Origin of the sequence: Streptomyces sp. NBC_00704 (assembly GCF_036226605.1) — a bacterium.
GTDB lineage: Bacteria > Actinomycetota > Actinomycetes > Streptomycetales > Streptomycetaceae > Streptomyces.
Genome location: NZ_CP109000.1, coordinates 822580 through 844245, shown reverse-complemented (window position 1 = coordinate 844245; position 21666 = coordinate 822580). Strand labels below are relative to the sequence as shown.

Annotated in this window: 21 protein-coding genes and 1 pseudogene; 11 read left to right on the top strand and 11 right to left on the bottom strand. The window is 72.0% G+C overall.

Features of this window, described 5'->3' with window-relative positions; all coding sequences use genetic code 11:
• Window positions 1–240: 240 nt before the first annotated feature.
• Together OG802_RS03535 and OG802_RS03530 are read right to left on the bottom strand one after the other, a co-directional pair.
• Window positions 241–1641 (bottom strand): SWF or SNF family helicase, encoded by a 1401-nt coding sequence (locus OG802_RS03535; protein WP_329407140.1) that lies wholly within the window; start codon window positions 1639–1641, stop codon window positions 241–243.
• Window positions 1638–4670 (bottom strand): SNF2-related protein, encoded by a 3033-nt coding sequence (locus OG802_RS03530; protein ID WP_329407137.1) that lies wholly within the window; start codon window positions 4668–4670, stop codon window positions 1638–1640. The genes OG802_RS03535 and OG802_RS03530 overlap by 4 nt, the downstream gene beginning before the upstream one ends.
• A gap of 274 nt (window positions 4671–4944) precedes the next feature.
• On the opposite strand from OG802_RS03530, the gene OG802_RS03525 reads away from it, so the two are divergent.
• Complete coding sequence (locus OG802_RS03525; RefSeq protein WP_329407134.1) at window positions 4945–5127, top strand: hypothetical protein; 183 nt, start codon at window positions 4945–4947, stop codon at window positions 5125–5127.
• 162 nt (window positions 5128–5289) lie between these two features.
• Here OG802_RS03525 and OG802_RS03520 read toward each other — a convergent pair whose 3' ends face one another.
• Together OG802_RS03520 and OG802_RS03515 are read right to left on the bottom strand one after the other, a co-directional pair.
• Window positions 5290–6255 carry a hypothetical protein gene (locus tag OG802_RS03520; protein ID WP_329407130.1) on the bottom strand — a complete coding sequence of 322 codons (966 nt, stop codon included), beginning with the start codon at window positions 6253–6255 and terminating at the stop codon, window positions 5290–5292.
• A 139-nt stretch (window positions 6256–6394) separates the two neighbouring features.
• Window positions 6395–6724: a hypothetical protein gene (locus OG802_RS03515; protein ID WP_329407128.1), complete on the bottom strand. Its 330-nt coding sequence runs from the start codon at window positions 6722–6724 to the stop codon at window positions 6395–6397.
• 97 nt (window positions 6725–6821) lie between these two features.
• Here OG802_RS03515 and OG802_RS03510 point away from each other — a divergent pair.
• Window positions 6822–6938: pseudogene (locus tag OG802_RS03510) on the top strand (oxygenase MpaB family protein); the annotation flags it as partial.
• Here the strand turns inward: OG802_RS03510 and OG802_RS03505 are convergent.
• From OG802_RS03505 to OG802_RS03500, 3 genes are all read right to left on the bottom strand, one after another.
• Window positions 6887–8902 (bottom strand): recombinase family protein, encoded by a 2016-nt coding sequence (locus OG802_RS03505; RefSeq protein ID WP_329407126.1) that lies wholly within the window; start codon window positions 8900–8902, stop codon window positions 6887–6889. The pseudogene OG802_RS03510 and the gene OG802_RS03505 sit on opposite strands and share 52 nt — an antisense overlap.
• 145 nt (window positions 8903–9047) lie before the next feature.
• Window positions 9048–9434, bottom strand: a complete 387-nt coding sequence (locus tag OG802_RS35915; protein ID WP_443055434.1) for an HNH endonuclease signature motif containing protein — start codon at window positions 9432–9434, stop codon at window positions 9048–9050.
• Window positions 9435–9677: 243 nt separating this feature from the next.
• A complete protein-coding gene (locus OG802_RS03500; protein ID WP_329407124.1) occupies window positions 9678–10022 on the bottom strand; it encodes a hypothetical protein in 345 nt (114 codons plus the stop codon).
• Window positions 10023–10092: 70 nt separating this feature from the next.
• On the opposite strand from OG802_RS03500, the gene OG802_RS03495 reads away from it, so the two are divergent.
• Window positions 10093–10869 (top strand): oxygenase MpaB family protein, encoded by a 777-nt coding sequence (locus tag OG802_RS03495; RefSeq protein ID WP_329416924.1) that lies wholly within the window; start codon window positions 10093–10095, stop codon window positions 10867–10869.
• On the opposite strand, the gene OG802_RS03490 is transcribed toward OG802_RS03495, so the two are convergent.
• Window positions 10855–11379 carry a PadR family transcriptional regulator gene (locus OG802_RS03490; RefSeq protein ID WP_329407121.1) on the bottom strand — a complete coding sequence of 175 codons (525 nt, stop codon included), beginning with the start codon at window positions 11377–11379 and terminating at the stop codon, window positions 10855–10857. The genes OG802_RS03495 and OG802_RS03490 overlap by 15 nt on opposite strands.
• 363 nt (window positions 11380–11742) lie before the next feature.
• On the opposite strand from OG802_RS03490, the gene OG802_RS03485 reads away from it, so the two are divergent.
• Complete coding sequence (locus tag OG802_RS03485; RefSeq protein WP_329407118.1) at window positions 11743–12501, top strand: alpha/beta fold hydrolase; 759 nt, start codon at window positions 11743–11745, stop codon at window positions 12499–12501.
• Window positions 12502–12552: 51 nt separating this feature from the next.
• On the opposite strand, the gene OG802_RS03480 is transcribed toward OG802_RS03485, so the two are convergent.
• On the bottom strand, window positions 12553–13152 hold the full coding sequence (locus OG802_RS03480; RefSeq protein WP_329407116.1) for a class I SAM-dependent methyltransferase: 600 nt from the start codon (window positions 13150–13152) through the stop codon (window positions 12553–12555).
• 152 nt (window positions 13153–13304) lie between these two features.
• Between OG802_RS03480 and OG802_RS03475 the strand changes: the two genes are divergently transcribed.
• The 5 genes from OG802_RS03475 to OG802_RS03455 all read left to right on the top strand — a co-directional run bounded on the left by OG802_RS03475 (window position 13305) and on the right by OG802_RS03455 (window position 18537).
• A complete protein-coding gene (locus OG802_RS03475) occupies window positions 13305–14099 on the top strand; it encodes an MHYT domain-containing protein (protein WP_329407113.1) in 795 nt (264 codons plus the stop codon).
• A gap of 42 nt (window positions 14100–14141) precedes the next feature.
• Window positions 14142–16790, top strand: a complete 2649-nt coding sequence (locus tag OG802_RS03470) for a sensor histidine kinase (protein WP_329407111.1) — start codon at window positions 14142–14144, stop codon at window positions 16788–16790.
• The gene (locus OG802_RS03465) at window positions 16787–17221 is read left to right on the top strand and encodes a roadblock/LC7 domain-containing protein (RefSeq protein WP_329407108.1); all 435 of its coding nucleotides are present in this window, start codon (window positions 16787–16789) and stop codon (window positions 17219–17221) included. The genes OG802_RS03470 and OG802_RS03465 overlap by 4 nt, the downstream gene beginning before the upstream one ends.
• Before the next feature lie 22 nt (window positions 17222–17243).
• Complete coding sequence (locus OG802_RS03460; protein ID WP_329407105.1) at window positions 17244–17654, top strand: DUF742 domain-containing protein; 411 nt, start codon at window positions 17244–17246, stop codon at window positions 17652–17654.
• A gap of 280 nt (window positions 17655–17934) precedes the next feature.
• Entirely contained in the window at window positions 17935–18537 is a 603-nt protein-coding gene (locus tag OG802_RS03455) for a GTP-binding protein (protein WP_329407102.1), read from the top strand.
• A 22-nt stretch (window positions 18538–18559) separates the two neighbouring features.
• Here OG802_RS03455 and OG802_RS03450 read toward each other — a convergent pair whose 3' ends face one another.
• Window positions 18560–18988: a PPOX class F420-dependent oxidoreductase gene (locus OG802_RS03450; protein ID WP_329407100.1), complete on the bottom strand. Its 429-nt coding sequence runs from the start codon at window positions 18986–18988 to the stop codon at window positions 18560–18562.
• A 118-nt stretch (window positions 18989–19106) separates the two neighbouring features.
• Here OG802_RS03450 and OG802_RS03445 point away from each other — a divergent pair, with 118 nt between their 5' ends.
• Window positions 19107–19520 carry a roadblock/LC7 domain-containing protein gene (locus tag OG802_RS03445; protein WP_329407097.1) on the top strand — a complete coding sequence of 138 codons (414 nt, stop codon included), beginning with the start codon at window positions 19107–19109 and terminating at the stop codon, window positions 19518–19520.
• Window positions 19521–19659: 139 nt separating this feature from the next.
• Complete coding sequence (locus OG802_RS03440) at window positions 19660–20700, top strand: DUF6397 family protein (protein ID WP_329407094.1); 1041 nt, start codon at window positions 19660–19662, stop codon at window positions 20698–20700.
• Between the two features lie 30 nt (window positions 20701–20730).
• On the opposite strand, the gene OG802_RS03435 is transcribed toward OG802_RS03440, so the two are convergent.
• The gene (locus OG802_RS03435) at window positions 20731–21600 is read right to left on the bottom strand and encodes an acyl-CoA thioesterase (protein WP_329407091.1); all 870 of its coding nucleotides are present in this window, start codon (window positions 21598–21600) and stop codon (window positions 20731–20733) included.
• Window positions 21601–21666 lie beyond the last annotated feature (66 nt).

Genomic DNA, 21666 nt, shown 5'->3' with positions numbered 1-21666 from the left:
TGCCGACCGGCCTCCCGCCCCCGTCGCTGCCCACGCGCGTGACAGCCACACGCGCGTGACCGTCGTCCCGTCGCCGCATGAGGGGACACCGGCCGGCGGCGGGACGGGCGCTGAACGACGGGCGCTGAACTACGGGCGTCGAACTACGGGCTCGAACTACGGGCGGCGGCCTTCGGGTGAAACCGGAGGCCGCCGCCCGTACGTCCGGCGCTTCGGCGGCGGCGACAGGAAACGGACCGTCTAGGAGGACGCTTCCTCGGTGCCGCCGGTCCACACGGTGGCCCACGCCGTCGCAGGGTCTTCGGCGGCTTCACCCGCCGGAGTCCAGCGACCGCCCTCCTCGCGGTACGGCCACCAGCGCCCGTCCCGTCCCAACCGCAGCTGGACGCCGGTCCCCACGGCCGTCCACCGGTTCCCGCGCACACGCAGAACGGGGCGCTCGTCCTCCTCCCAGGCCGAGTCCAGTGCGGCACGCGCGCGTGCGAGCACCTCGCCCCCGACGACCCACTCCTCCTCGAGCACCGACAGCGCGTCCGCTCCTGCGTACGTCCAGGCGCGTACGGCCGAGGCCAGGCGCCGCCGGTCGCGCCCCGACCCCGCCGCGAGCCGACCGATCACGGCCGCCATCGGGCCGTCCACCTCGGGACGGCCGCCGAGGACGCCCGCCGCCAGCCGCACCGCGTCCTGGGACAGCGTCCACCGCCCCGCGACAGCCGCGCCCCCTCCGGCGTCCTCCCGCAGCGCCTGCGCGAGCATCAGACGCGCCTCGACGGCCGTCACCGCCGCAAGGATCTCCAGCGCCGCCGGATCCAGCCCGGCCGGGACCGGCGCATCCGTGTCCAGCGATGTGTCCAGCGACGGCGGACGGCCCGGTTCCCGGGGAAGTCCGGGCGCCGCGGGCAACGGGGGGAGGAATTCCGCGGCCGCATAGGCCTCCGCCGCGTCCACGCCCCCCGCGCGCTCCGTCTCGCGCACGACGGCGGCCGCGGCTCCCCGCGTCTGGAGATCGCCCAGCAACACGGCCTCGGGGCGACCTCTGAGCAGCAGCAGGAGGAACGGATCCTGGTCGAGCAGCCTCGCCACCTGGTAGCAGACCGCCGCGGTATGACCGCAGTGGTCCCAGGCGCCGCAGTCGCACTCGGCCTCCAGGTCGCCGAGCGCCGGGAGGAGGTCCACGCCCGCCGTCCCGGCGTCCTCGACCAGATGGGGCGGCATGTCCCGGTCGAGCAGCGCGGCAACGTGTCCCGAGCGCTCCCCGGCCAGATCCAGGAACCGGTCCCACTGGGCGTCCGTCAGCACGTCCAGCAGGACGTCGGCCCGGTGAGCCGTGCGATCGCGGTCCCGGACGACGGCCGTGACCCGTCCGGGCCGCACCGACACCGCGCCCACGGCGCCCGCGCGCGCCAGCCGACGGCCCGCCTTCACCTGTGCCCCGTCCAGTGCGCCGTCCTCCAGGGCGGACAGCCAGGCGCGGCCCCACCACGTCTGTGCGAACGCCCGGCCCGGCGCGGGAGGCAACGCCGCGAACGTCCGCTCCCCGACGTCCTCGCGGCCGCCCTGGCCGCCCTTGCCGTCCTGGTCCTCGCGGCCGCCCTGGCCATCCTGGTCCTCGCGGTCGGCGCGCCTGTCGTACCCGCTCATCGTGCGTCCCCCCGCAGTTCCACCAGCTCCGCCAGCTCGGCGTCCGTCAGCTCCGTCAGCGCCGCCTCTCCGGCCCCCAGAACGGCGTCGGCGAGGTCCTGCTTGCGGCGCAGCATGTCGGCGATGCGATCCTCGATCGTGCCCTCCGCGATCAGCCGGTGCACCTGTACCGGCCGGGTCTGGCCGATGCGGTACGCGCGGTCGGTGGCCTGCGCCTCGACGGCCGGGTTCCACCATCGGTCGAAGTGCACGACATGCTCCGCGCGCGTGAGGTTGAGACCGGTGCCCGCCGCTCGCAGCGACAGCAGGAACACGGGCACCTCACCGTCCTGAAAGCGCCCGACCATCGCCTCGCGCTCCGCGACCGGGACACCGCCGTGCAGGAACTGGGTGGGCACCCCCCGTACCGCCAGGTGCTGTTCCAGCAGACGCGCCAGGCGGACGTACTGCGTGAAGAGCAGCACGCTCGCGCCCTCGGCCAGGAGCGCGTCGAGCAGCTCGTCGAGGAGGTCCAGTTTCCCGGAGCGTCCGGCGGTCCTCGGCCGCTCCTCCTTCAGGTACTGCGCGGGGTGGTTGCAGATCTGCTTGAGCGCGGTCAGCAGCTTCACGACCAGTCCGCGCCTCTCGATGCCGTCGGCAGCGGCGATCGCCGCCAACGTCTCGCGCACCACCGCCTCGTACAGGCCCGCCTGCTCCTCCGTGAGGGCCACGGGGTGATCGGTCTCGGTCTTGGGCGGCAGTTCCGGTGCGATCCCGGGGTCCGACTTACGACGACGCAGCAGGAACGGACGCACCAGCCGGGCCAGACGCTCGGCCGCGGCCGGATCACGCCCGCCCTCGACCGAGCGCGCGTACCGGTTCCGGAAACCGCCCAGACGGCCCAGCAGCCCCGGCGTCGTCCAGTCGAGAATCGCCCACAGCTCCGAGAGATTGTTCTCCACGGGCGTGCCGGTGAGCGCCACGCGTGCGCGTGCGCCGATCGTGCGCAGCGCCCGCGCGGTCGCCGAGGAGGGGTTCTTGACGTGCTGCGCCTCGTCCGCCACGACCAGCCCCCACGACGTGCGGCCGAGCCGGTCCGCGTCCAGCCGGAGCGTGCCGTACGTGGTGAGCACGAACTCGCCGTCGCCCAGGTCGTCCAGATCGCGCCGGGTGCCGTGGAAGCGGCGCACCGGCGTGCCGGGCGCGAACCTCTCGATCTCCCGCTGCCAGTTGCCCATCAGGGAGGTCGGACAGACCACGAGCGTGGGACCCGCCGAGGACGGGTCCGTCTGCCGGTGCAGGTGGAGTGCGATGAGCGTGACCGTCTTGCCGAGCCCCATGTCGTCCGCCAGGCAGCAGCCCAGTCCCACGGACGTGGTCCGGGCCAGCCAGGTCAGACCGCGCCGCTGGTAGTCGCGCAGGGTGGCGTCGAGCGCCGCGGGCTGCTCCACCGGCTCGTGCGCCTCGGGGTCGGCCAACCGCTCGCGCAGGGCCGCCAGCCACCCCGTGGCCCGCACCTCCACCCGGTGGCCGTCCACCTCCGTGGAGCCCGTCAGGGCGGCGCTCAGGGCGTCCACGGGCGTCATCTCGCGGTCTGGCCCGCCCTTCCCGTCCTGCCGGTCGCGGAGCCGGCGGACCTCCACGGGATCGATCAGCACCCACTGGTCGCGCAGTCGCACCAGCGGCCGGTCCGCCTCGGCGAGACGATCCAGTTCCGCGCACGTCAGCTGACGGTCGCCCAGCCCGAACCACCAGGTGAAGCTCACCAGGGCGTCCGCCGACATGAAGGACGGCGTGTCCGAGCCGCTGCGAGCGGGTCCAGGGTCTTCGTCCGCCGGTCCCACGACCGCGCGGGTCGTCAGCGTGCGGGCGAGTTCCTTCGGCCAGTGCACCTCCACACCGGCGTTCGCGAGGGCTCGTGAACCCTCCGTGAGGAGTTCGACGACCTCTTCGTCGAGGAGCTCGACCGCCTCCGGGACGGTGGCGGACAGCAGCGGGGCGAGCGGTGGCCAGGCCCGGGCCGCCCGGCGCAGCGCGAGCAGGGCTTCCCTCCGCGCGTGGGGGCCGAACGTCCCGGGCAGGCCACCCGGGCCGGCCCAGAGAGCGGCGGCATCCGCGGTCAACGCGGGATCGCTCACGCTGTGCACCTGGGGCACGACCCGGAACCGCGGCGCCGGCCCGCCCCCGTCGCGAACCGCTGGAGCAGCCGTCGCCCCGCTCACCTCGCTCCCCCCGCCCTCGGACCCGGGCCGGTTGAGTGAGGGCCGGCCGGAGGCGGGCATTTCGGGGGCTGATCGGTCGGAGTCGGGCAGGTCCAGCGCGGGCCGGTCGGAGGCGGGCGGGTGGGGGGAGGTCAGGTCGAGCCCCGACACCTCGACCCGCAGCGAGATCCGTACGCCGGCGTCGTGTGCTCCGCAGACGTCGGCGGCCCACGCGCGAAGTTCCGGCACGCGCTGCGGGGGAAGTGCGGCGTAGGCCGGGGCGCCCGTCACGAGCTCCGCGGCGGGCGTACGGGGAAGGGCGTCGGCGACGGCGTCCAGGAAGGCCCGCAGCAGACGCTCGGGATCGGGAAGCCGCAGCGGTGTGCTCTCGTCGACCGGTACGGCATGGGCTTCCGGCGGCATGGAGGCGGCCAGCCTGCGCACCAGGTCGACGTCCTCCGCGCCCAGGGGGCCCATGCGCCAGGCGTCGTGGTCCTCCGCTGACAGCCCGGGAAGGAGCAGGCCGCGCGCGGCGCACCGCAGGGCCAGCAGGGCGGCCGCGCCCCAGAAGGCGGTGGACCGGTGGGCGTCGGGCTCGACCCGCGCGCGGGTGAGGACGGGCAGGGCGTCGCGCAAGGGGACCAGTACGGCCGGCACGCGAGTGAGAGTCACGCCGACGCCGACCGGTCGGACCAGGCGCAGCGGGCGTACGGACGCCGGTGGGACGGCGGGAGGAGCCTCCTCGTCGGCGGGGCGCCAGAAGGCGACGCCGCCGGTGCGGGCCGGAACCCCGGGGATGAAGACGGCACTGCAACGAACCAGTTCGCAGACGTCGGACGGTGCTTCCACGGAAACCTTCTGCGCGGAGATGAGGCCTCTCCTCAAATTTGACTACGTGGTGGGTGGTCGCCGAGGGTACAGCACCGAACCGAGAACACGCACGCCTTTTGCAGCGGCTCGGCGGCCCCCGGCGAGGGCCGTCACGGGTGGGCGCGTCAGGGGTTCTCAGGGGAGTCTCGGGGGTGTACCTCAGGGACGTCTCAGGGTCGGGTTCGGAACCGCGGGCGGCGCGAACCCGTTTTCATGGCAGAGAGCGGCAACGGCCGCGAAGGAGGCGAGGCAGATGTCGAGAAACGCGAAGATCGCCGCGGGGGGTGTGGCGGTCGGGCTTCTCCTGCTGATCTGGCTGCCCTGGTGGGCGGCCCTGCTGATCGTGGTGGGGGTTCCGGCGGCGGCCTACCTCACGCTCGATCCGTCACAGCGACGCAGACTGCGCCGTGTGAGCCGCAAGGAAATCGGCCGCTGAGGCGAGGGCGCCGCGGCTGCGACGGCACGACCGGTACGGCGCCCCGCCGCGGACGTACCCGCCTGCGGTGACCCGACACGGTCACCGCAGGAACCGAAGGCCACCGCGGGCGTCACGGGCGGATGCCGCCGGCGGTGGTCGTCGAGGGGAGGACGGGCGGCCTCACAGAGGCCGCACGGCCATCTTGTCGAGTGCCTCCAGCAGTCCGGGCAGTTCGGGGCCACGGCCCACCGGCAGAACCTCGCCGGGCGCGTCGTCGAGGAGGACGAACGCGATGTCGTCGGTCCTGGCCACCAGCGACCAGCCCGGCCCGTCGGCGCGCAGGGTGCGCGCGTCGCCGGGAGCGAACGACGAGCGCACCCGCCCGAGGGGAGGAGGGGTGTCCACGTAGGCGCGCACTTCGGCCAGCACACGGCGGATGCCGCTGCGCCCCTTCGGCGCGTCCCCTCCGGCCCCGGACACCGCGACGGCCTCCCCGGTCGGGGCGGCCCCGGCCTGAGCGGTCACTGCGCCGGCCTGAGCGGCCACCGCGTCCGCCCGGCCCGCTCCGACGGCGGTCGCGTGCGTGTCGGCCGAGTGCGGGTCGCCCGCGTGCGTGTCGGACTCGCTCTGCGCGGAGGGCGCGAACTCCGTGTCGTCGATCTGCTCGCGCCACAGCGCCCACTGCAACGCGATCTCGTCCGCCCCCAGCCGCCGCTGGGCCGGACCCCAGGTGCTCGTGTCCGGCGGGCACAGGGCCGGGCCGTCCGTCACCTCGGGGGCGGGATCGTGCGGCGCGGGCACGCCGGGGGCCGCGACGGCGACCGCCAGCGGCCAGCCGGGCAGCGCGGCGACCACCGTCCGCTCGTTCGGCGACAGGTCGTACTCCATGCCGCAGTCCCACGACGCGATGGCGACCGCCACCAGCGACACGTCGTCGATGACGACGGTCCAGCGCGCGCCCTCGCCGTCCTGTCCCAGCACCAAGCCGTAGCCGTCGGCGAGCGGCGGGAGGCCGAGCGCCGCACAGGCCTCCGGATAGTCGTCGCCCAACGCACTCGGGAACTTCGCCGGCGTCAACAGCACCGCCGTGAGCACATAGAGCGCATCGTCCGCGGCGGCGACGGCGTCCTCGTCCGTCCCGGCCATCCCAGCCTCCCCATCGGTTCGTCCAACGGCGCGCACCCTAGTGCGGTGGGAAGGCGCTTGTCACGGCCGGCCGACACAGCCGGAGCTGCAGCTTTCCGGTCGGACGGGGCGAATCGACCACCTCGGGCAGTCGGACGCGTCACGTCGCCGGCAGCCCGAGGAGCGCGCGAGCCACGGCACGGGGCGACTCGTCGCGCTCTCGCGCGAGGGCGAGGACGGCGCGGCAGGCCAGTTCGTTGACCCCGAAGGACAGGGCCTCGGGCGACACCCAGCCCGCCGCCTCGTCGATCCTGTCCTGGTCGTTCTCGGCGCAGGCCGAGACGTAGGAGGCGGCCGCCTCGAAAAGGTTCGGGGCGCGTTTCCTGGCGGGGCCCGGCGTCCCGTCCGGACCGGCCGTGCCGTCCGCTCGCGAGGACGCGCGCTTCGCGTCGAGAAGTCTTCCGAACGCCGTGCGGATCTTGCCGATCATGCCGACCGCCTTCCCTGGTCATGACCCCGGATCAACGTTCATCTGCTGCTTCTCAACCTAGAGTTGGCACTCCGGCGGCAACAGAGGGGACGCAGTGGTGAAGCGCTTCGAACGTCTCGAACGGATCCGTCGGCTGGACCCGCACGAGGACGCCTCCGAGATCTACCGGCTCATGGCGGCCTTCGAGTTCCCGTGGGACGTCACCCGGGCTCTCGGGACCGTCTGCTCGGGTGCCGCCGGAACTCGGATGAGCAACCGGGGGTCAATCTTGCCCTCCACCAGGAGCGGAGGCAGCGGGTACAGGTCAGGCAGGGGAGTGCTCTCGCACTCCGCAAGCACGTCCATCGCCTGCTCGAAGAGGCCGGAGGCGACCCACCGCTGGTAGCGGGTCGTCAGGCCCGTGGTCTTCCCGAAGTGCTCGGGAAGCTCCTTCCAGGTGATGCCCTCACGGGCCTTCATGAGGACCGCTTCGAGCACCTGACGGTGCGGGATCCGGTCGGCCCGTGCGCGGCGCTCAGAGGCCTTGAAGAGGGGCTCCACGAGAGCCCAGGCGCTGTCGTCCAGGACGGGGACGCCGCGGTCCCGCTCACGGAACCAGGCCGTGAGCGTGTCGTCTGCCCGGACCTTCTTCGGCACCGGGCCGGCGAGCGTGACCTTCAGATCCAGCAAGTCGCACACCTCGGCCTTCTCGGCCGCGGTCATGTCCCTCATGCGGGTCTTGGCCACGTCGGCCAGGGCCTGAAGATCGTGGGCCCGCTGCTGGGCCAGCTCGCCCTCCGCCTTCCAGGCGAGGGCCTCTTCCCGGAGTTTGACCAGCTCCTCGCGCTCGTCCTCCAGGGCCTTGATCGCCTTGGCGGCAGCGCCCGGAGACTTGCTCTTCGCGGCCACGATCATCATGTTGGTGATCGCCTCGTCCTGGTCCTGGATCTTCGAATCCAGCTCGGCCACGCGCTTGTCGTGGTCGCCCTGCTGGCCCGTGGCCATGTCCAGCCAGTCCATGGCCATCAGCGTGAGCCGCTCGGGGTCCTGGAGAAGGGCGCAGACCTCGTCCCACAAACGCCCTTCCAGGGCGTCGGCGTCCACCTGTGAGCAGGTGCAGACCTTCGCGCCCGGATGACTCTCGATCTTGCCCGAGCAGCGGTACATGCGGCCGGGGCGATCGCAGCGGTCAAGGCCCGTGTAGTACTTCCCGCACGAGCCGTAGACCCGCTTTGACAGCGGGTGGACGTTGCTCTCGGCCTTACGGGTGCGGGCGTTGCGCTCCAGCGCCTTGTTCAGTCGCTCGACCTCCGCCTCGGAGAAGAGGCGGGGCAGCTCGATGACCACGCTCTGGCCGTTGGCCGGCTGGCCGTGGACGTCCAGCTTGGTGCCGTTCTTGCGGCCCGCGGTCTCGGGGTTGCGGTACAGCATCCGGGCCTCCTGGACAGCCCGTGACTGGAGCTTGCGCCGCAGGTTCCCCGCGGCCCACAGCCTGCCGCGGCGCGTGCGCAGCCCTTCGGCGTTCAGCGCCATGGCCGCCTTGCGGCAGTTCTTGGACTCGACGACGATCAAGTGCCAGGCACGCTCCAGCACGTCCGTCTCATGGACGACCGTGCAGTGCCCGTCCGCGGGACAGACATCGAGCGTCAGGCGGGACTCTCCCCGCCGGCCCTGGTCCTGGATGCGCCACCCGTACGGCGCGACGCCGCCGGGATGCCCGCCCTCCTCGGCCTTCTCCTGAATGCCGGACTGCGTCCGGACCTTGATGCGCGTGTACTCCTTGAAGGCGTAGTTCGCCTCCTCGCGCATCGCGGCTTCGCCGTCTTCCGTGGTGTTGTCAATGCCCTTGTCCACCACGGCGACGAAGACGCCGAGATCTTGCAGTTCCCACACCCAGCGCCAGAAAGCCCGGTCCCGGCGGCCGATGGCGCGGGTCTCGGAGACCACCACCACGTCGAAGGGGCGCGGCTCCTGCCGTACCAGCTTCATGAGGCGGGGAAGGTCGTCGCGCTCCTGCCAGGGCAGGGAGCCGGAGACGCCCTCGTCCTTGAACGTGTCGATGTGCGCCCAGCCTTTGGACGCGATGTACTTCGCCGTCTTCTTGGCGGAGTAGCTGATGCCGTAGCCCTGCTTCTGCTGCTCCGTCGACACCCGGAGGTAGTCGACGGCCCTGAGCGTGGCCGTGAGAGTCTTGGTCACAGTCAGTCCCTTCGCGACTGATCAGACACCGGTCAGCGCCTGTCCGCGCGGCCGGTGTCGTCGTGTACGGCTGGATCTTAGGCCGTACCGCTGTCAGCGCGTGGGCTGAACAGGAGTCTGAGCAGGCGCCCACTTGCGGTGAGGGTCATACAACAAGGGGGGCACCTCCCTTCCCACGCTTCCGAGCCGCAGCGCAGGCCCGACAGTTCCGAGCGGGTCGACCGCGCCGTAGGTACCGGTACGTGTTCTTCTCATCGAAGGCATGCCCCCGATGGCAGTGGGTCTTGGCTGCATGAATTGCAGGCAGGCCCCGGCTGCGCAGTACGTTCTCCGCCTGCGTCACGGCCTCAAGGTGCGCCGGTGCCACGCAGTTTGTGTTCGTGCAGCCCTTGGCGCGCACGTGGTCAATGACCAGCCCGTCAGGGATAGGCCCGTAGGCCAGTTCGTACGAGACGCGGTGGGCCCGACGCTGGCCCGAGGTCGTCCCGAAAACCCCATAGCCGTCCTTGTCCGTGGCCTTCAGCCACAGCATGCAGCCCTGCTCGTTGGGCAGGGCGACCTTGGACCAGAAGCGAGCCTGATCTTTCTCTCGCATCAGCGGGCCCTCAGGTACATCGCCACGAGGAACAGGCCGACGATCCCGCCGACCACTGCTTGCACCGTGGCCCAGAAGAGCCAGACGGCGAAGCTCTTGACGTGCTCCTTCATCGAGGCACTCCAGAAATGAAGAAGGCCGCCGTGAAGGCGGCCAAGAGGATGATTCGTTGAAGTCGGGTCACGATGCCGCCCCTTCGGGCGTCTCATCCGCAGATGCAGTGGACCCGGAGGCACCGATGGCAGACAGGCACGTCGGACACACCTCCTCTCTTCGCTTGCTCTGCTGCGCCAGTCCAAGCTCGCGGCGCAGACGCTCGTTCTCCTGGACCAGGCGGTAGTTCATGCGGGACGAGCCCGCCTGCTCGCCGCGCTGGTAAGCGGCGTCGAGCGCCTCGAAGACCGTCGACTCCAGACCCTGGCGGCCATAGTCGATGCCGCCCTGGATCGAGCTTCCGCGCTCGATCGTGCTTGCGGCGTCGTCCAACTCCGAGCGCAGCTCGGTCTTCCAACTCGGCTCGGACATCATTCCTCCAGGTCAGGCGGCCAGCTCCATACGAAAACGAATGACACTCGGAGTGACGGTCACGCTTGAGATGGCTCTGTACCGCACCTACGCGGTGCCCTCCATCGGGCGCCTGCTCGCGGAGACCGCGGAACTCACCGACCGCTCCCAGAAGCGCTATGACGACACTTCGCTTCTGCTCGACGCCGTCGTCGAGCACGGCTTCGACAGCGAGCAGGGGCGCACCGCCGTCCGCCGCATCAACCGGATGCACCGCAGCTACGACATCAGCAACGACGACATGCGGTACGTGCTGTGCACGTTCGTCGTGATGCCCAAGCGGTGGATCGACGCCTACGGCTGGCGCAGGCTGTCGCGCCACGAGATCGTCGCCTGTAGCGCGTACTACCGCACACTGGGCCAACGCATGGGGATCAAGGGCATTCCGGGAACCTACGAGGAGTTCGAGGCCTGTCTCGACGCCTACGAGGAGGCTCATTTCGGCTGGGACGAGGGTGCGCGGCGCGTCTCGGACGCGACGCTCGACCTGATGGCCTCGTGGTACCCGCGGCTGCTGGCGCCTCTTCTGCGCCGTGCCACACTCGCCCTTCTCGACGCACCGCTCCTGGAGGCCTTCCGCTATCCGGCACCCGGTACCGTCACCCGCGCTCTGGTGCGCGGAGCGCTCCGCGCGCGTGGACGAGCGGTGCGGCTGTTCCCGCCGCGCCGTGCCCCGCACCACGCCCGGCAGAACCGGGAGATCAAGGGCTACCCGAACGGCTACCGACTGGAGGAGCTGGGCACTCGTCCGACTCCGGGAACGGCAGGCTGCCCCGTACGGCGGCCGGGCGAGTCAGCCGGACAGTGAGTCGAGCGTCTCGCGCAGCCAGCGCAGCTCGGCCCGGGAGGTGGCCCGCGCGATGGTGAGGACGCCCCGCCGGAACGGATCCCCCAGCTCCTCGGCGCGCAGCGGCCGGTCGCCGTCGTAGAAGAAGCTCGCCGGCTCCTCCAGGAAGGCCAGCCGTCGCCGTAGGACGGCAGCCTGGGCCTCGGCGTCGTCCAGGTGCCTGAGGAACGCGAGCAGCGTGAACCAGCGGTTCTCGTCGGTGATGTCGCGCTGGTCCGGATCCGAGAGGCGTCCGCGCAGTTCCGTCCTGCCTTCCTCGGTGAGGCTGAGGACGTGCCGGGGAGCGGCCACCGCGCCCGGCTCCGTGGTGCGTACCAGGAAGCCCGCCTTCTCCAACCGCTTGATCGCCGGGTAGAGAGTGCTCTCGGCCACGGGACGCACGTGCCCGGTCAACGCCGAGATGCGTTTGCGCAGCTCGTAGCCGTGCAGCGGGGCGTCGTACAGGAAGCCGAGGATGGCGAGCTCCAACATGGCCGCATTGTGCCGCACGACAGTGCCACCTCACCTCTTGGCCCAAAGTACGTCGATCGGCGGCTGCATCGATCGGCGGCTGCATCGATTGACGAATACATCGTTGACGGAATACTACGTAGCCGATGTATCTTCGGTCGGGTCCGGTCAGTCGAGTCCGGTCGAGTCCGGTCGAGTCCGGTCGAGTCCAGTTCGGTCGAGTCCGGTTCGGTCCAGTGCAGTTCGGTCCAGGGCGGTCCAGGCGGCGTCAAGCCAAGTGACGTCCAGTCAACTGAAGTCAAGTCCAGTGATGACGATCAAGTACGGACGCCTCGCGTCGGGTCCGTCTCCTGGTGACAGTCGTGCTGAGGTGAAGGGGAAGCGATGCGGCAAGTCGAGTTCGACGGCGGCGGGAGTCAGATCCGCTGGACCGAGACGCCGGGGGAGGAGCCCGCGCGCGTGTACGTGCACGGTCTGGGAGCGGCCTCGACCGTCTACCACGCGCACGTGGCCTGCCGTCCCGAACTCACTGGGCGGCGCAGCCTGTTCGTCGATCTGCCCGGACACGGCATCAGCGATCGTCCCGCGGACTTCGGTTACGCGTTGGACGACCACGCCGACGCGCTCGCGGCGGCGCTGGACGCGGCGGGCGTGAGAGGGGCCGAGCTGGTCGCCCACAGCATGGGGGGCTCGGTGGCTCTCGTGCTCGCTCACCGCCGCCCCGACCTCGTGTCGCGGCTCGTGCTGACGGAGGCCAACCTCGACGCGTTTCCGCCGGCCGCGGCGGGCAGCAGCGGCATCGCCTCGTACACGGAGGAGGAGTTCGTCGGCGGCGGGTACGCGCGTGTGCTGGAAAAGGTGGGGTCCGTGTGGGCCGCCACCATGCGTCTCGCGGACCCGCGCGCGTTGCACCGCAGTGCCGTGGGGCTCCGCCGGGGATCGGAGCCCGTCATGCGCGAGATCCTTCTCGGGCTGAAGACGGTCGAACGCGTCTGTCTGCAGGGCGCGCTCAGCGGGGAACTCGACGGAGCGGACGCGCTGGAGGCGGCGGGTGTGCGGGTGGTGACCGTTGCGGGGGCGGGCCACAACGTGATGTTCGACCGGCCCGACGCGTTCGCGAGCGCGGTCGCCGGACGGGCGTGAGTCCTCAGCCCTCCCGGACGGTGAGCGCTGGGAAACAGGAGGACGGACGACTCACTCCTCCCGGACGGCGAGCGCGAGAAAACGGGACTCCTCGTCGGCGTACGAGGTCATGCGCCAGCCCGTACGGGCCAGGAGAGGAGCGAGGTTGGGCTCCGCGCGCAGGTCGTCCGGTGTGATGCTCCGGCCTTGACGGGCCGCGAGGGCAGCCCTGCCGATCGGGTGGAAGAGCGCCAGCGTGCCGCCGGGGCGCACCACCCGGGCCAACTCGCGCAGGCCGTCCGCCGGGTGGTGCAGGTGGGCGACGAGTCCGGCCGCGAACACGGCGTCCAGCGAGGCGGAGCGCAGCGGGAGAGCGGCGACGTCGGCGAGCAGCAGCAGCCCGTCGCGGTCCCGTCCGGCCCGTACGGCGGCCTCCAGCATGGCCGGGGTCAGATCCACCCCGACGACCGTTCCGGAGGGCCCCACGACCGCACGCAGCGGCGTCAGGGCGCGTCCGGTGCCGCACCCGGCGTCGAGCACGCGGTCCCCCTGGCGCAGACCGAGTGCGCCTGCCGCGGCCTCGTAGGCGGGACCGTCGTCGGGGAACCGGCTGTCCCAGTGCGCGGCGCGCGCCGCGAAGAACTCCTGGACGTGTGTGTGGTCGTCGCTCATGTTCCGCATGATCTCTCACCGGCACGGGTGATGCTTTGGTGCGCATGTTCGAGCGTGACCCGGTCGTTCCGTCGCACTTCCCCGTCATATTCCAGCAGCTTTCGAAATGCGCCCCCCTTGTGCTTCCGTGCTCCGGCTAGCGTCCCTGGCCCATGGGACACCTGGACCACGCCGCCTTCGGCTGGCTGACCCCCGTGCTGTCGTATGCGATGGCCTGCATCGGCGCCGCCCTCGGGCTGCGCTGTACCGTGCGCGCTCTCGGCGCCACCGGACGCTCGCGCCGCAACTGGCTGATCACCGCCGCCTCGGCGATCGGCACCGGCATCTGGACCATGCACTTCGTGGCCATGCTCGGCTTCGCGGTGCGTGGCACCGACCTGCGCTACGACGTTGCGCTGACCGTGCTCAGCCTGCTCGTGGCCATGGTCGTCGTCTGCGCCGGCGTCTTCGCCGTCGGCTACAGCCGTGACCGCACGCGCGCGTTGCTGATCGGCGGTCTCACCACCGGTGTGGGCGTGGCGAGCATGCACTATCTCGGCATGGCCGCGGTCCGGCTGCACGGCGACATCAGCTACGACCCCGTCAAGGTGGGCCTCTCCGTGCTGATCGCGGTCGCCGCCGCCACCGCGGCGCTCTGGGCCGCGCTCAACATCAGCTCGCCGATCGCCGTCGGCGTCGCCTCCCTCGTCATGGGAGCGGCGGTCAGCAGCATGCACTACACGGCGATGTTCGCCGTGAGCGTCCATGTCAGGCCCTCCGGGGCGCCGCTGCCCGGGGCCACGGCGATGCAGTTCGTCTTCCCCCTCGCCGTCGGCCTCGGGTCCTACCTCTTTCTGACCGCGGCCTTCGTCGCGCTGTCGCCCACCGCGGGGGAGAGCGAGGCGTCCGCGTCCGCCCAGCGGCCGGGGGAGAGCTCCGCCGACCGACAGCAGGCCAGGACCGCCTGACACGACCGGCGAGCCCCGCCCCACCTTCCGAGCGAGGAGGCCATGCGCACACCCCGTAGGACCCCCATGGCAGGCGCCGAAGCGCCGCCCCCCACACGCGGGCGCCGCGCCCACGCCGGACCCCCGGCCGACGAGGCGCATCCGCCGGCGGATCTGCCGGCGGACGCCACGCCCCCGCGCACGGATCGCCGGCGGCTGAGGCCGCGCACGGTGCGCGCCAAGATCGTCTGCCTCCTGATGGTGCCGGTCGTGTCCCTGCTGGCCCTGTGGGCGTACGCCACCGTCAGCACCGCCCAGGACGTCTCCACGCTGCGCCGGCTACAGCGCGTGGACGCCGAGGTCCGCGCTCCTCTCTCGGACGCGGTGACCGCCCTTCAGACGGAGCGGGCGGCCGCCGTGCGGTACGCGGCCGCCGACCCCGACGCCGGGCGGGACGGCGGCCTCGGAGTCCTCGGCGCACGCACGGACCGCGCGGTCGCCGAGCTCAAGGTCGACCACGGCACGGTCGCCGACGGCCGGGAACTGCCCGCGGAAGTGGCCCGGCGGCTCCAGCGGTTCGTCGCCGGCGCCGAGGCGCTCGCCCCGCTGCGGACCTCGGTGCTCGGCGGCGATGCGGGCTGGAAGGAGGCCTACGACCGCTACACGAGCACGATCTCCGCGGCCTTCTCGGTGAGCGGAGCCCTCTCCGACGTCCACGACGCCGGCCCCGGTCCGCACACGCGCGTACTGCTGGAGTTCTCCCGCGCGGGCGAGGCGCTCGCACGGGAGGACGCCGTCCTGTCCGGCGCACGCCCGACCGGACGCCTCGACACGGAGCGCCTGCGCCTGTTCGCCGGGGCCGTCGGCAGCCGCCGCATGCTGACGGAGACGGCCGTCGCCGATCTGCGCGGCCCCGAACGCACCGGCTGGCGGCGTCTCGCGGCGGGCGGCGACTACGCGGCCCTGTACACGGCCGAGGACAAGGTGCTGGCGAACGGACCCGGCGCCCGGGCGATCGCGGCCGCTCCGCCAGGGGCCTGGAATGCGGCCCACGCGCGCGTGCAGCACGGGATGCGGAGCCTCGAGACGGGCGCCGGACGCGAGGCGGCAGGCCGCGACGACCCGCTCGTGCGCGGCCTGCTCAGCGCGCCCGGCGCAGCCGTCCTGCTCGGCCTGGCAGCCGTAGTCGCCTCGCTCGTCATCTCGGTGCGCATCGGCCGCGGACTCGTCGTCGAGCTCGTCAGCCTGCGCAACGACGCGCTGGAGATCGCCCGGCGCAAGCTCCCCGAAGCCATGCGGAGACTGCGCGCCGGAGAGGACATCGACGTGGACGCCGAGGCCCCGCACGGACAGCCGGCCGAGGACGAGACCGGGCAGGTCGCCGAAGCGCTGAGCACCGTGCACCGCGCCGCCCTGCGCGCTGCCGCGGAACGTGCCGAACTGGCCGGCGGGATCTCCGGGGTCTTCGTCAACCTCGCCCGGCGCAGCCAGATCCTCGTCCACCGTCAGCTGACCCTCCTGGACAGCATGGAGCGCCGCTCCGACGACCCGAACGAACTCGGCGACCTGTTCCGGCTCGACCACCTCACCACGCGCATGCGACGCCACGCGGAGAGCCTGATCATCCTCTCCGGCGCCGCGCCCGGCCGGGCCTGGCGCATGCCGGTCACGCTCACCGACGTGATCCGAGCCGCCGTCTCCGAAGTGGAGGACTACGCGCGCGTGGAGGTGCGCAGGCTCCCGGAGACGGCCGTCATCGGCACCGCGGTCGCCGACCTGACGCACCTGCTCGCCGAGCTCGTCGAGAACGCGGCCCAGTTCTCGCCGCCGCACACGCGTGTGCGCGTCACCGGCGAACCCGTCGGCAACGGATACGCCGTCGAGGTGGAGGACCGGGGGCTGGGCATGGGCAAGGAGGTCCTTGCCGACGCCAACCGGCGCATCGCGCAGTCGGAGGCCCTCGACCTGTTCGACAGCGACCGGCTCGGCCTGTTCGTGGTCAGCAGGCTCGCCGCCCGGCACGGCGTCAAAGTGCACCTGCGGACCTCGCCCTACGGCGGCACCACAGCCGTCGTCCTGCTGCCCACGCCCCTGCTGCACGACGGCGGGCCGGAACGTTCCGCCGTCGAGACGGCGCCCCTGCGGCGGCCCGTGGAAGGCGAGTACGCGCACGTGCTTGTCGACCGCCCCGCAGCCGGCCCTCGCGCCGTCGACCGTGGTACCGCCGACCGCGAGAGCGCCGACCGGCAGGTCCCCGACCGGCAGAGCGCCGGACGTCGGGCGGACGACGGGCAGTTCCCCGACCGCCGGTCCGGCGAGCCGTGCCAGGACGCCGTCCCCGCCCCCGCCGACCGTCCCGCTCTGGCGGCCCCCCGGCGGGCAGCCGCCGAACCGACGGCCGCCGACCCACCGCCCCCCGGAGTGACCGCCTTGCGCCTGCACCGCCCCCCGGACGACATCGAAGACTCGGACGACCTGCCGCGCCGGGTGCGGCAGGCCAGCCTGGCCCCCCAGCTGCGCCGCTCACACGCCGAGGAACCCGCTCTGGCCGCAGCCCCGAGCGGCGACGAGAGACGGACTCCCGAACTCGTACGGGACCGGATGGCCGCCTACCGGGACGGCTGGGCCCGGGGCGGCGGAAGGCAATCCGGCCGTGGAGCCGGACCGAAGCCCGAACCGGGCAGCGACAGCAGTGAAGGAGACCCCGCATGATCCAGGACCCGAGTACGCGGTCGGCCCGGCGGTCGGGTGAACTCGACTGGCTGCTGGACGACTTGGTGATGCGTGTGACCGAGGTGCGCCATGCGGTGGTGCTGTCCAACGACGGCCTCGCGGTCGGCGCGTCCACCGACCTCAGACGCGAGGACGCCGAACACCTCGCGGCCGTCGCCTCCGGCTTCCACAGCCTCGCCAAGGGGGCGGGCCGGCACTTCGGAGCAGGCGGAGTGCGCCAGACCATGGTGGAGATGGACGACGGTTTCCTGTTCGTCGCCGCCGCCGGCGACGGCTCCTGTCTCGCCGTTCTCACCGCGGTGACCGCCGACATCGGCCTGGTCGCGTACGAGATGGCGCGACTGGTCAAACGGGTCGGAGAACACCTCTACACGCCGCCGCGCCTCGGCGCGCGACCGCCCGTCGGATGAGACCCGAGAGCGACCCGCGCAGATGACCGAGGACAGGACCGCCGCCCCGCGCGCGGGGGGCAGCCAGTGGTACGACAACGACGCCGGCCCGCTGGTGCGCCCGTACGCCATGACCGGCGGGCGCACCCGGCCCGGCCCCACCGGAGTGCGCTTCGACCTGATCGCCCTGGTCGCGCTGGATCCGGGCGCACCCGGCACGGACGGCATGGCGCTCGGGCCGGAACACCGCGCTCTCGTCGGCCTGTGCCGTACGGAGACGCAGTCCGTCGCCGAACTCGCGGCGGGCGCAGATCTTCCCCTGGGCGTGGTCCGCGTGCTCCTCGGCGATCTGCTGGAGCTGGGCTGCCTCACCGTCAGCCGTCCGGTGCCGCCCGCGCGGTTGCCCGACGAAAGGATCCTGCGCGAGGTGATCGAAGGCCTGCGGGCGCTGTAGACGAACGCCGGGGACCGACCCGGACGCGGACGGGCCCGGGCGGTACCGATTCGAACACCGCTCGGACACCGGCGTTCAGGAGTCGGTCACATCGGCCGGAACCGGTCGAACCGCTCGAAGGGGGACCGTGATTGTCATGATGCTGGCTTCAGCACAGCGCGCCGGGCCCCGCGCGATCTCGTGTCGGGGCGCGGCGTTCTCGTACCGGCGCAGCCCGTTGCGCCCGGCACACCTCTGTACCGACGCAGACCGCCACCGGCACTCCCGAGAGAAGTGATCCATGGTCTACGAGCACTCCGACGCCACCGCCGAGACGGCTCCCCTGGCGTTGAAGATTCTGGTCGCCGGCGGGTTCGGCGTGGGCAAGACCACCATGGTGGGCGCGGTCAGCGAGATCAAGCCGTTGCGCACCGAGGAACTGCTCAGTGAGGCCGGGCAGTCGGTGGACGACACCGAGGGCGTCGACCACAAGGTCACGACCACCGTCGCGATGGACTTCGGCCGCATCACCATCCGCTCCGGCCTCTCCCTGTACCTGTTCGGGACCCCGGGCCAGGACCGGTTCTGGTTCCTGTGGGACGAGCTGTCCCAGGGCGCTCTGGGCGCGGTGGTCCTCGCCGACACCCGGCGTCTGGAGGACTGCTTTCCCGCGGTCGACTACTTCGAGCACCGGCACATTCCGTTCGTCGTCGCCGTCAACTGCTTCACCGGCTCGCGGAACTACGACGCCCGGGACGTCTCACGCGCGCTCGACCTCGACGGCGGCACCCCCGTCGTCCTGTGCGACGCCCGCGACCGTGCCTCGGGCAAGGAGGTCCTGATCAGACTGGTCGAGTATGCCGGGCGGGTGCACACCGCCCGGCTGCTCGACTCCGTGGGCTGACGGCGCCGTACGAAGCCCCGCGTCAGTCCGCGATGCGCTTCTGGGCCAGAACCTTGGCGACGGTGACACGGACGAGGAGTTCGCCCGGTACGCCGTTACGGGCACCGAACTCCTCGGCCCGTTCCTCGCCCATGTACCGGGCCGCGATCCGGGTCGCCCAGTGCCGAAGCTCGTCGAGATCCTCCGAGAGGTGCGCCCGGCCCTGAAGGACCACGAAGTCGAACGGCGGCCGGTCGTCGTCCACGCACAGGGCGACCCGGCCGTCCCGGGCCAGGTTGCGGCCCTTCACCGTGTCCTTTCCGGTGTTGAAGACCACGTCGTCGCCGTCGAGCACGAACCAGATCGGCGCCACGTGCGGGCTGCCGTCGGCCCGCACGGTGGACAGTTTTCCGGTGCGGGTCCCGTGCGTGACGAACGCCCGCCATTCCTCATCGGTCATCTTCTGTGCCATGCCGCCATCCTCCTTGCTCCGGCGCCCGGTCCTGCGCAAGGCTGGCGAACAGATGCTCCGGTGAGGCGGAGGATCGCACGGGGACTTCACACGGGGACGTCACACGGGGGAGTGGGGCATGGCGGGGAACGAGGGCCTGGACCGGCTGCTGGACGATCTGACCGAGCGCGTCGAGCCGGTACGCCATGCGCTGGTCCTGTCCAACGACGGGCTGGTGGCGGGCGCGAGTTCGAGAATGCGCCAGGAGGACGCGGAGCACCTCGCCGCCGTCTCGTCCGGTCTGCACAGCCTCGCCAAGGGGGCGGGACGCCACTTCGGAGCGGGCGGCGTGCGGCAGACCATGATCGAGTTCGACGACGCAGTGCTCTTCGTCACCGCCGCGGGCACCGGCAGCTGTCTGTGCGTGCTCAGCGCGGCGGACGCCGACATGGGCCGGATCGCCTACGAGACGACCCGGCTCGTCAACCAGATCGGCGAGCATCTGACCGTCGATGCCCGGCACCCGGATCGCGACCCATTAACCGACCTCTGACCTGCGCTTTCTCTCCCTCGCTCAAAGTTATCCACAGGCTCGTCGCGCTCTGTGGCATTGCGGCTACGGTTTTTCCCGAGGTCACCGCGAAGGACGCGGCCCTCGCTCCGTACCACTTCACTCCACGGGGGAGACGACGATGTCCCGCACCACGATCCGCACGAACGCCACCTGCGCCACCACCGCCACCGGCACGAACGCCAACACCACAACCGCCGCGACCGCCGTCACGGCCACCGTCGCGGCCGCCGCCACCGTCCCGAACGCCACCGCCACGATCACCGCCCGCACCCCCCTCCCTCATGCGCGCGACTCCGCCTCCTCCCGCACGCCGAGCCGCGCCGCCCGCGAACTGAACCTGAAGCGTGCCGAGTTCGATCTCGCCGTGCACCTCGGGCGCGTCAGGACCGTGCCCGACGAAGCAGGCGGCGCATGCAGGGTGCCGCGCGCCGAGATCGATCGCCAGCGGGCGCAGCCCGGTTTCCCCGAAGCGCTGCGCGACGGCGTGCGGGCCGTGGGGACCGCCGAGGGCGCCGCCCTGCTCGGTGTGCCGCCGACCCGCTTCACCCGGCTCGCACGTCTGGGGCTGGTGGTGCCGGTGAGGTTCTATCTGAACCGCTACCGGGCCGTCGTCTGGCTGTATCTCGCCGACGAACTGCGCCAGTTCGCCGCGGACCGAACCAACGCGTTCCTGTTCACCGGCCGCACACCCGAGGCGCTGCGGAGCCAACTGGCCGCCGGCGTCGACCTGCGTCCCCGGAACTGGCGCGGACGCCACCTGGGCTTCCTCCTCCGCCAGGCCCGGGAACCGTGGCAGCGCGCCGGAGCCCTGGCCGGGTTCCTCGACCCTCTCCGGGTCGCCGAGATCGTCACGGATCCCTATGAACGCTCGCACCTGAACCGGTTCCGGCCCGGACCGCCCGCCCACTGCGCCCCCGGCACACCGGCCGCACACCTCGTCGAGAAGATCATGACGGCGGAGGACGCCGACGAGATCGGCTGGCTGACGTACGACCTGCGACGCACCCTGGACGAGGCGCGCGCCCATCAGCCCGCACCGCGCCCCGCGCCGAAACGAGCTCTGCCACCCCCACCGGAGCAGCGGAACGCGACTCGACCGGCCGATCCGGACCGTCCCAGGCGTGGCCTGCTGAACCGGTTGCGCCGTCGCGGCGCGTGACCTCCGGCGCCGACGACGACTCCGCCGACGCTAGAGCGCCCGGAACAGGCCCTCCTGGACGACCGACACCAACAGGCGACCCTCCCGGTCGTAGATGCGCCCCCGGGCCAGTCCGCGACCGCCGATCGCGATCGGCGACTCCTGGTCGTACAGGAACCACTCGTCCGCGCGGAACGGCCGGTGGAACCACATCGCGTGGTCCAGCGACGCCATGTCGAAGTTGCGCTGCCCCCACAGGGGCTCGATCGGAAGACGGACGGCGTCCAGCAGAGTCATGTCGCTGGCGTACGTGAGCGCGCAGGTGTGGACCAGCGGATCGTCTCCGAGCGGCCCGACCGCGCGCATCCACACCGCGCTGCGCGGTTCGGCCTCCTTGAGGTCCTCGGCGCTCCAGCGCAGCGGATCCGCATAGCGGATGTCGAAGGGCTGGCGGCGCGCCATGCGCTCCAACTGCTCGGGCAGTGCGCCCAGATGCGCCCGGATCTCCTCCGTCACCGTCGGAAGGGACTCCGGGTCCGGGACCTCGCGCGCCGGCGGCAGCTGGTGCTCGAAGGGACCTTCCTCAGGCTTGTGAAAGGAGGCGGTGAGAGTGAAGATCGTGCGCCCCTGCTGCACGGCGGTGACCCGGCGGGTCGTGAACGACCGGCCGTCGCGCACCCGCTCGACCTGGTACACGATCGGCACACCCGGCCGGCCCGGGCGCAGGAAGTACGCGTGCAGCGAGTGCACCGGCCGGTCGCCTTCGGTGGTCCGGCCGGCCGCGACCAGCGCCTGGCCCGCCACCTGGCCGCCGAAGACGCGCTGTAGCGACTCGTGCGGGCTGCGGCCCCGGAAGATGTCGACCTCGATCTGCTCCAGGTCGAGCAGGTCGACGAGCCTCTCGGCCGGATTCGTCGTCATCGGTGCGTTTCTCCTGTGCCCTCTGCTGTGGCTGTTTCTGCGTCTCGGCCCGCGCGTGTCGCGCTG

Excerpts from the sequence above, each read along its gene's own strand:
- OG802_RS03515 (WP_329407128.1), bottom strand. The coding sequence starts at position 6,724 with ATGATCGGCAAGATCCGCACGGCGTTCGGAAGACTTCTCGACGCGAAG.
- OG802_RS03535 (WP_329407140.1), bottom strand. The coding sequence starts at position 1,641 with ATGAGCGGGTACGACAGGCGCGCCGACCGCGAGGACCAGGATGGCCAG.
- OG802_RS03500 (WP_329407124.1), bottom strand. The coding sequence starts at position 10,022 with ATGTCCGAGCCGAGTTGGAAGACCGAGCTGCGCTCGGAGTTGGACGAC.
- OG802_RS03450 (WP_329407100.1), bottom strand. The coding sequence starts at position 18,988 with ATGGCACAGAAGATGACCGATGAGGAATGGCGGGCGTTCGTCACGCAC.
- OG802_RS03455 (WP_329407102.1), top strand. The coding sequence starts at position 17,935 with ATGGTCTACGAGCACTCCGACGCCACCGCCGAGACGGCTCCCCTGGCG.
- OG802_RS35915 (WP_443055434.1), bottom strand. The coding sequence starts at position 9,434 with ATGCTGTGGCTGAAGGCCACGGACAAGGACGGCTATGGGGTTTTCGGG.
- OG802_RS03495 (WP_329416924.1), top strand. The coding sequence starts at position 10,093 with ATGGCTCTGTACCGCACCTACGCGGTGCCCTCCATCGGGCGCCTGCTC.
- OG802_RS03445 (WP_329407097.1), top strand. The coding sequence starts at position 19,107 with ATGGCGGGGAACGAGGGCCTGGACCGGCTGCTGGACGATCTGACCGAG.
- OG802_RS03465 (WP_329407108.1), top strand. The coding sequence starts at position 16,787 with ATGATCCAGGACCCGAGTACGCGGTCGGCCCGGCGGTCGGGTGAACTC.
- OG802_RS03490 (WP_329407121.1), bottom strand. The coding sequence starts at position 11,379 with ATGTTGGAGCTCGCCATCCTCGGCTTCCTGTACGACGCCCCGCTGCAC.
- OG802_RS03520 (WP_329407130.1), bottom strand. The coding sequence starts at position 6,255 with ATGGCCGGGACGGACGAGGACGCCGTCGCCGCCGCGGACGATGCGCTC.
- OG802_RS03525 (WP_329407134.1), top strand. The coding sequence starts at position 4,945 with ATGTCGAGAAACGCGAAGATCGCCGCGGGGGGTGTGGCGGTCGGGCTT.
- OG802_RS03485 (WP_329407118.1), top strand. The coding sequence starts at position 11,743 with ATGCGGCAAGTCGAGTTCGACGGCGGCGGGAGTCAGATCCGCTGGACC.
- OG802_RS03460 (WP_329407105.1), top strand. The coding sequence starts at position 17,244 with ATGACCGAGGACAGGACCGCCGCCCCGCGCGCGGGGGGCAGCCAGTGG.
- OG802_RS03440 (WP_329407094.1), top strand. The coding sequence starts at position 19,660 with ATGTCCCGCACCACGATCCGCACGAACGCCACCTGCGCCACCACCGCC.
- OG802_RS03435 (WP_329407091.1), bottom strand. The coding sequence starts at position 21,600 with ATGACGACGAATCCGGCCGAGAGGCTCGTCGACCTGCTCGACCTGGAG.
- OG802_RS03470 (WP_329407111.1), top strand. The coding sequence starts at position 14,142 with ATGCGCACACCCCGTAGGACCCCCATGGCAGGCGCCGAAGCGCCGCCC.
- OG802_RS03475 (WP_329407113.1), top strand. The coding sequence starts at position 13,305 with ATGGGACACCTGGACCACGCCGCCTTCGGCTGGCTGACCCCCGTGCTG.
- OG802_RS03480 (WP_329407116.1), bottom strand. The coding sequence starts at position 13,152 with ATGAGCGACGACCACACACACGTCCAGGAGTTCTTCGCGGCGCGCGCC.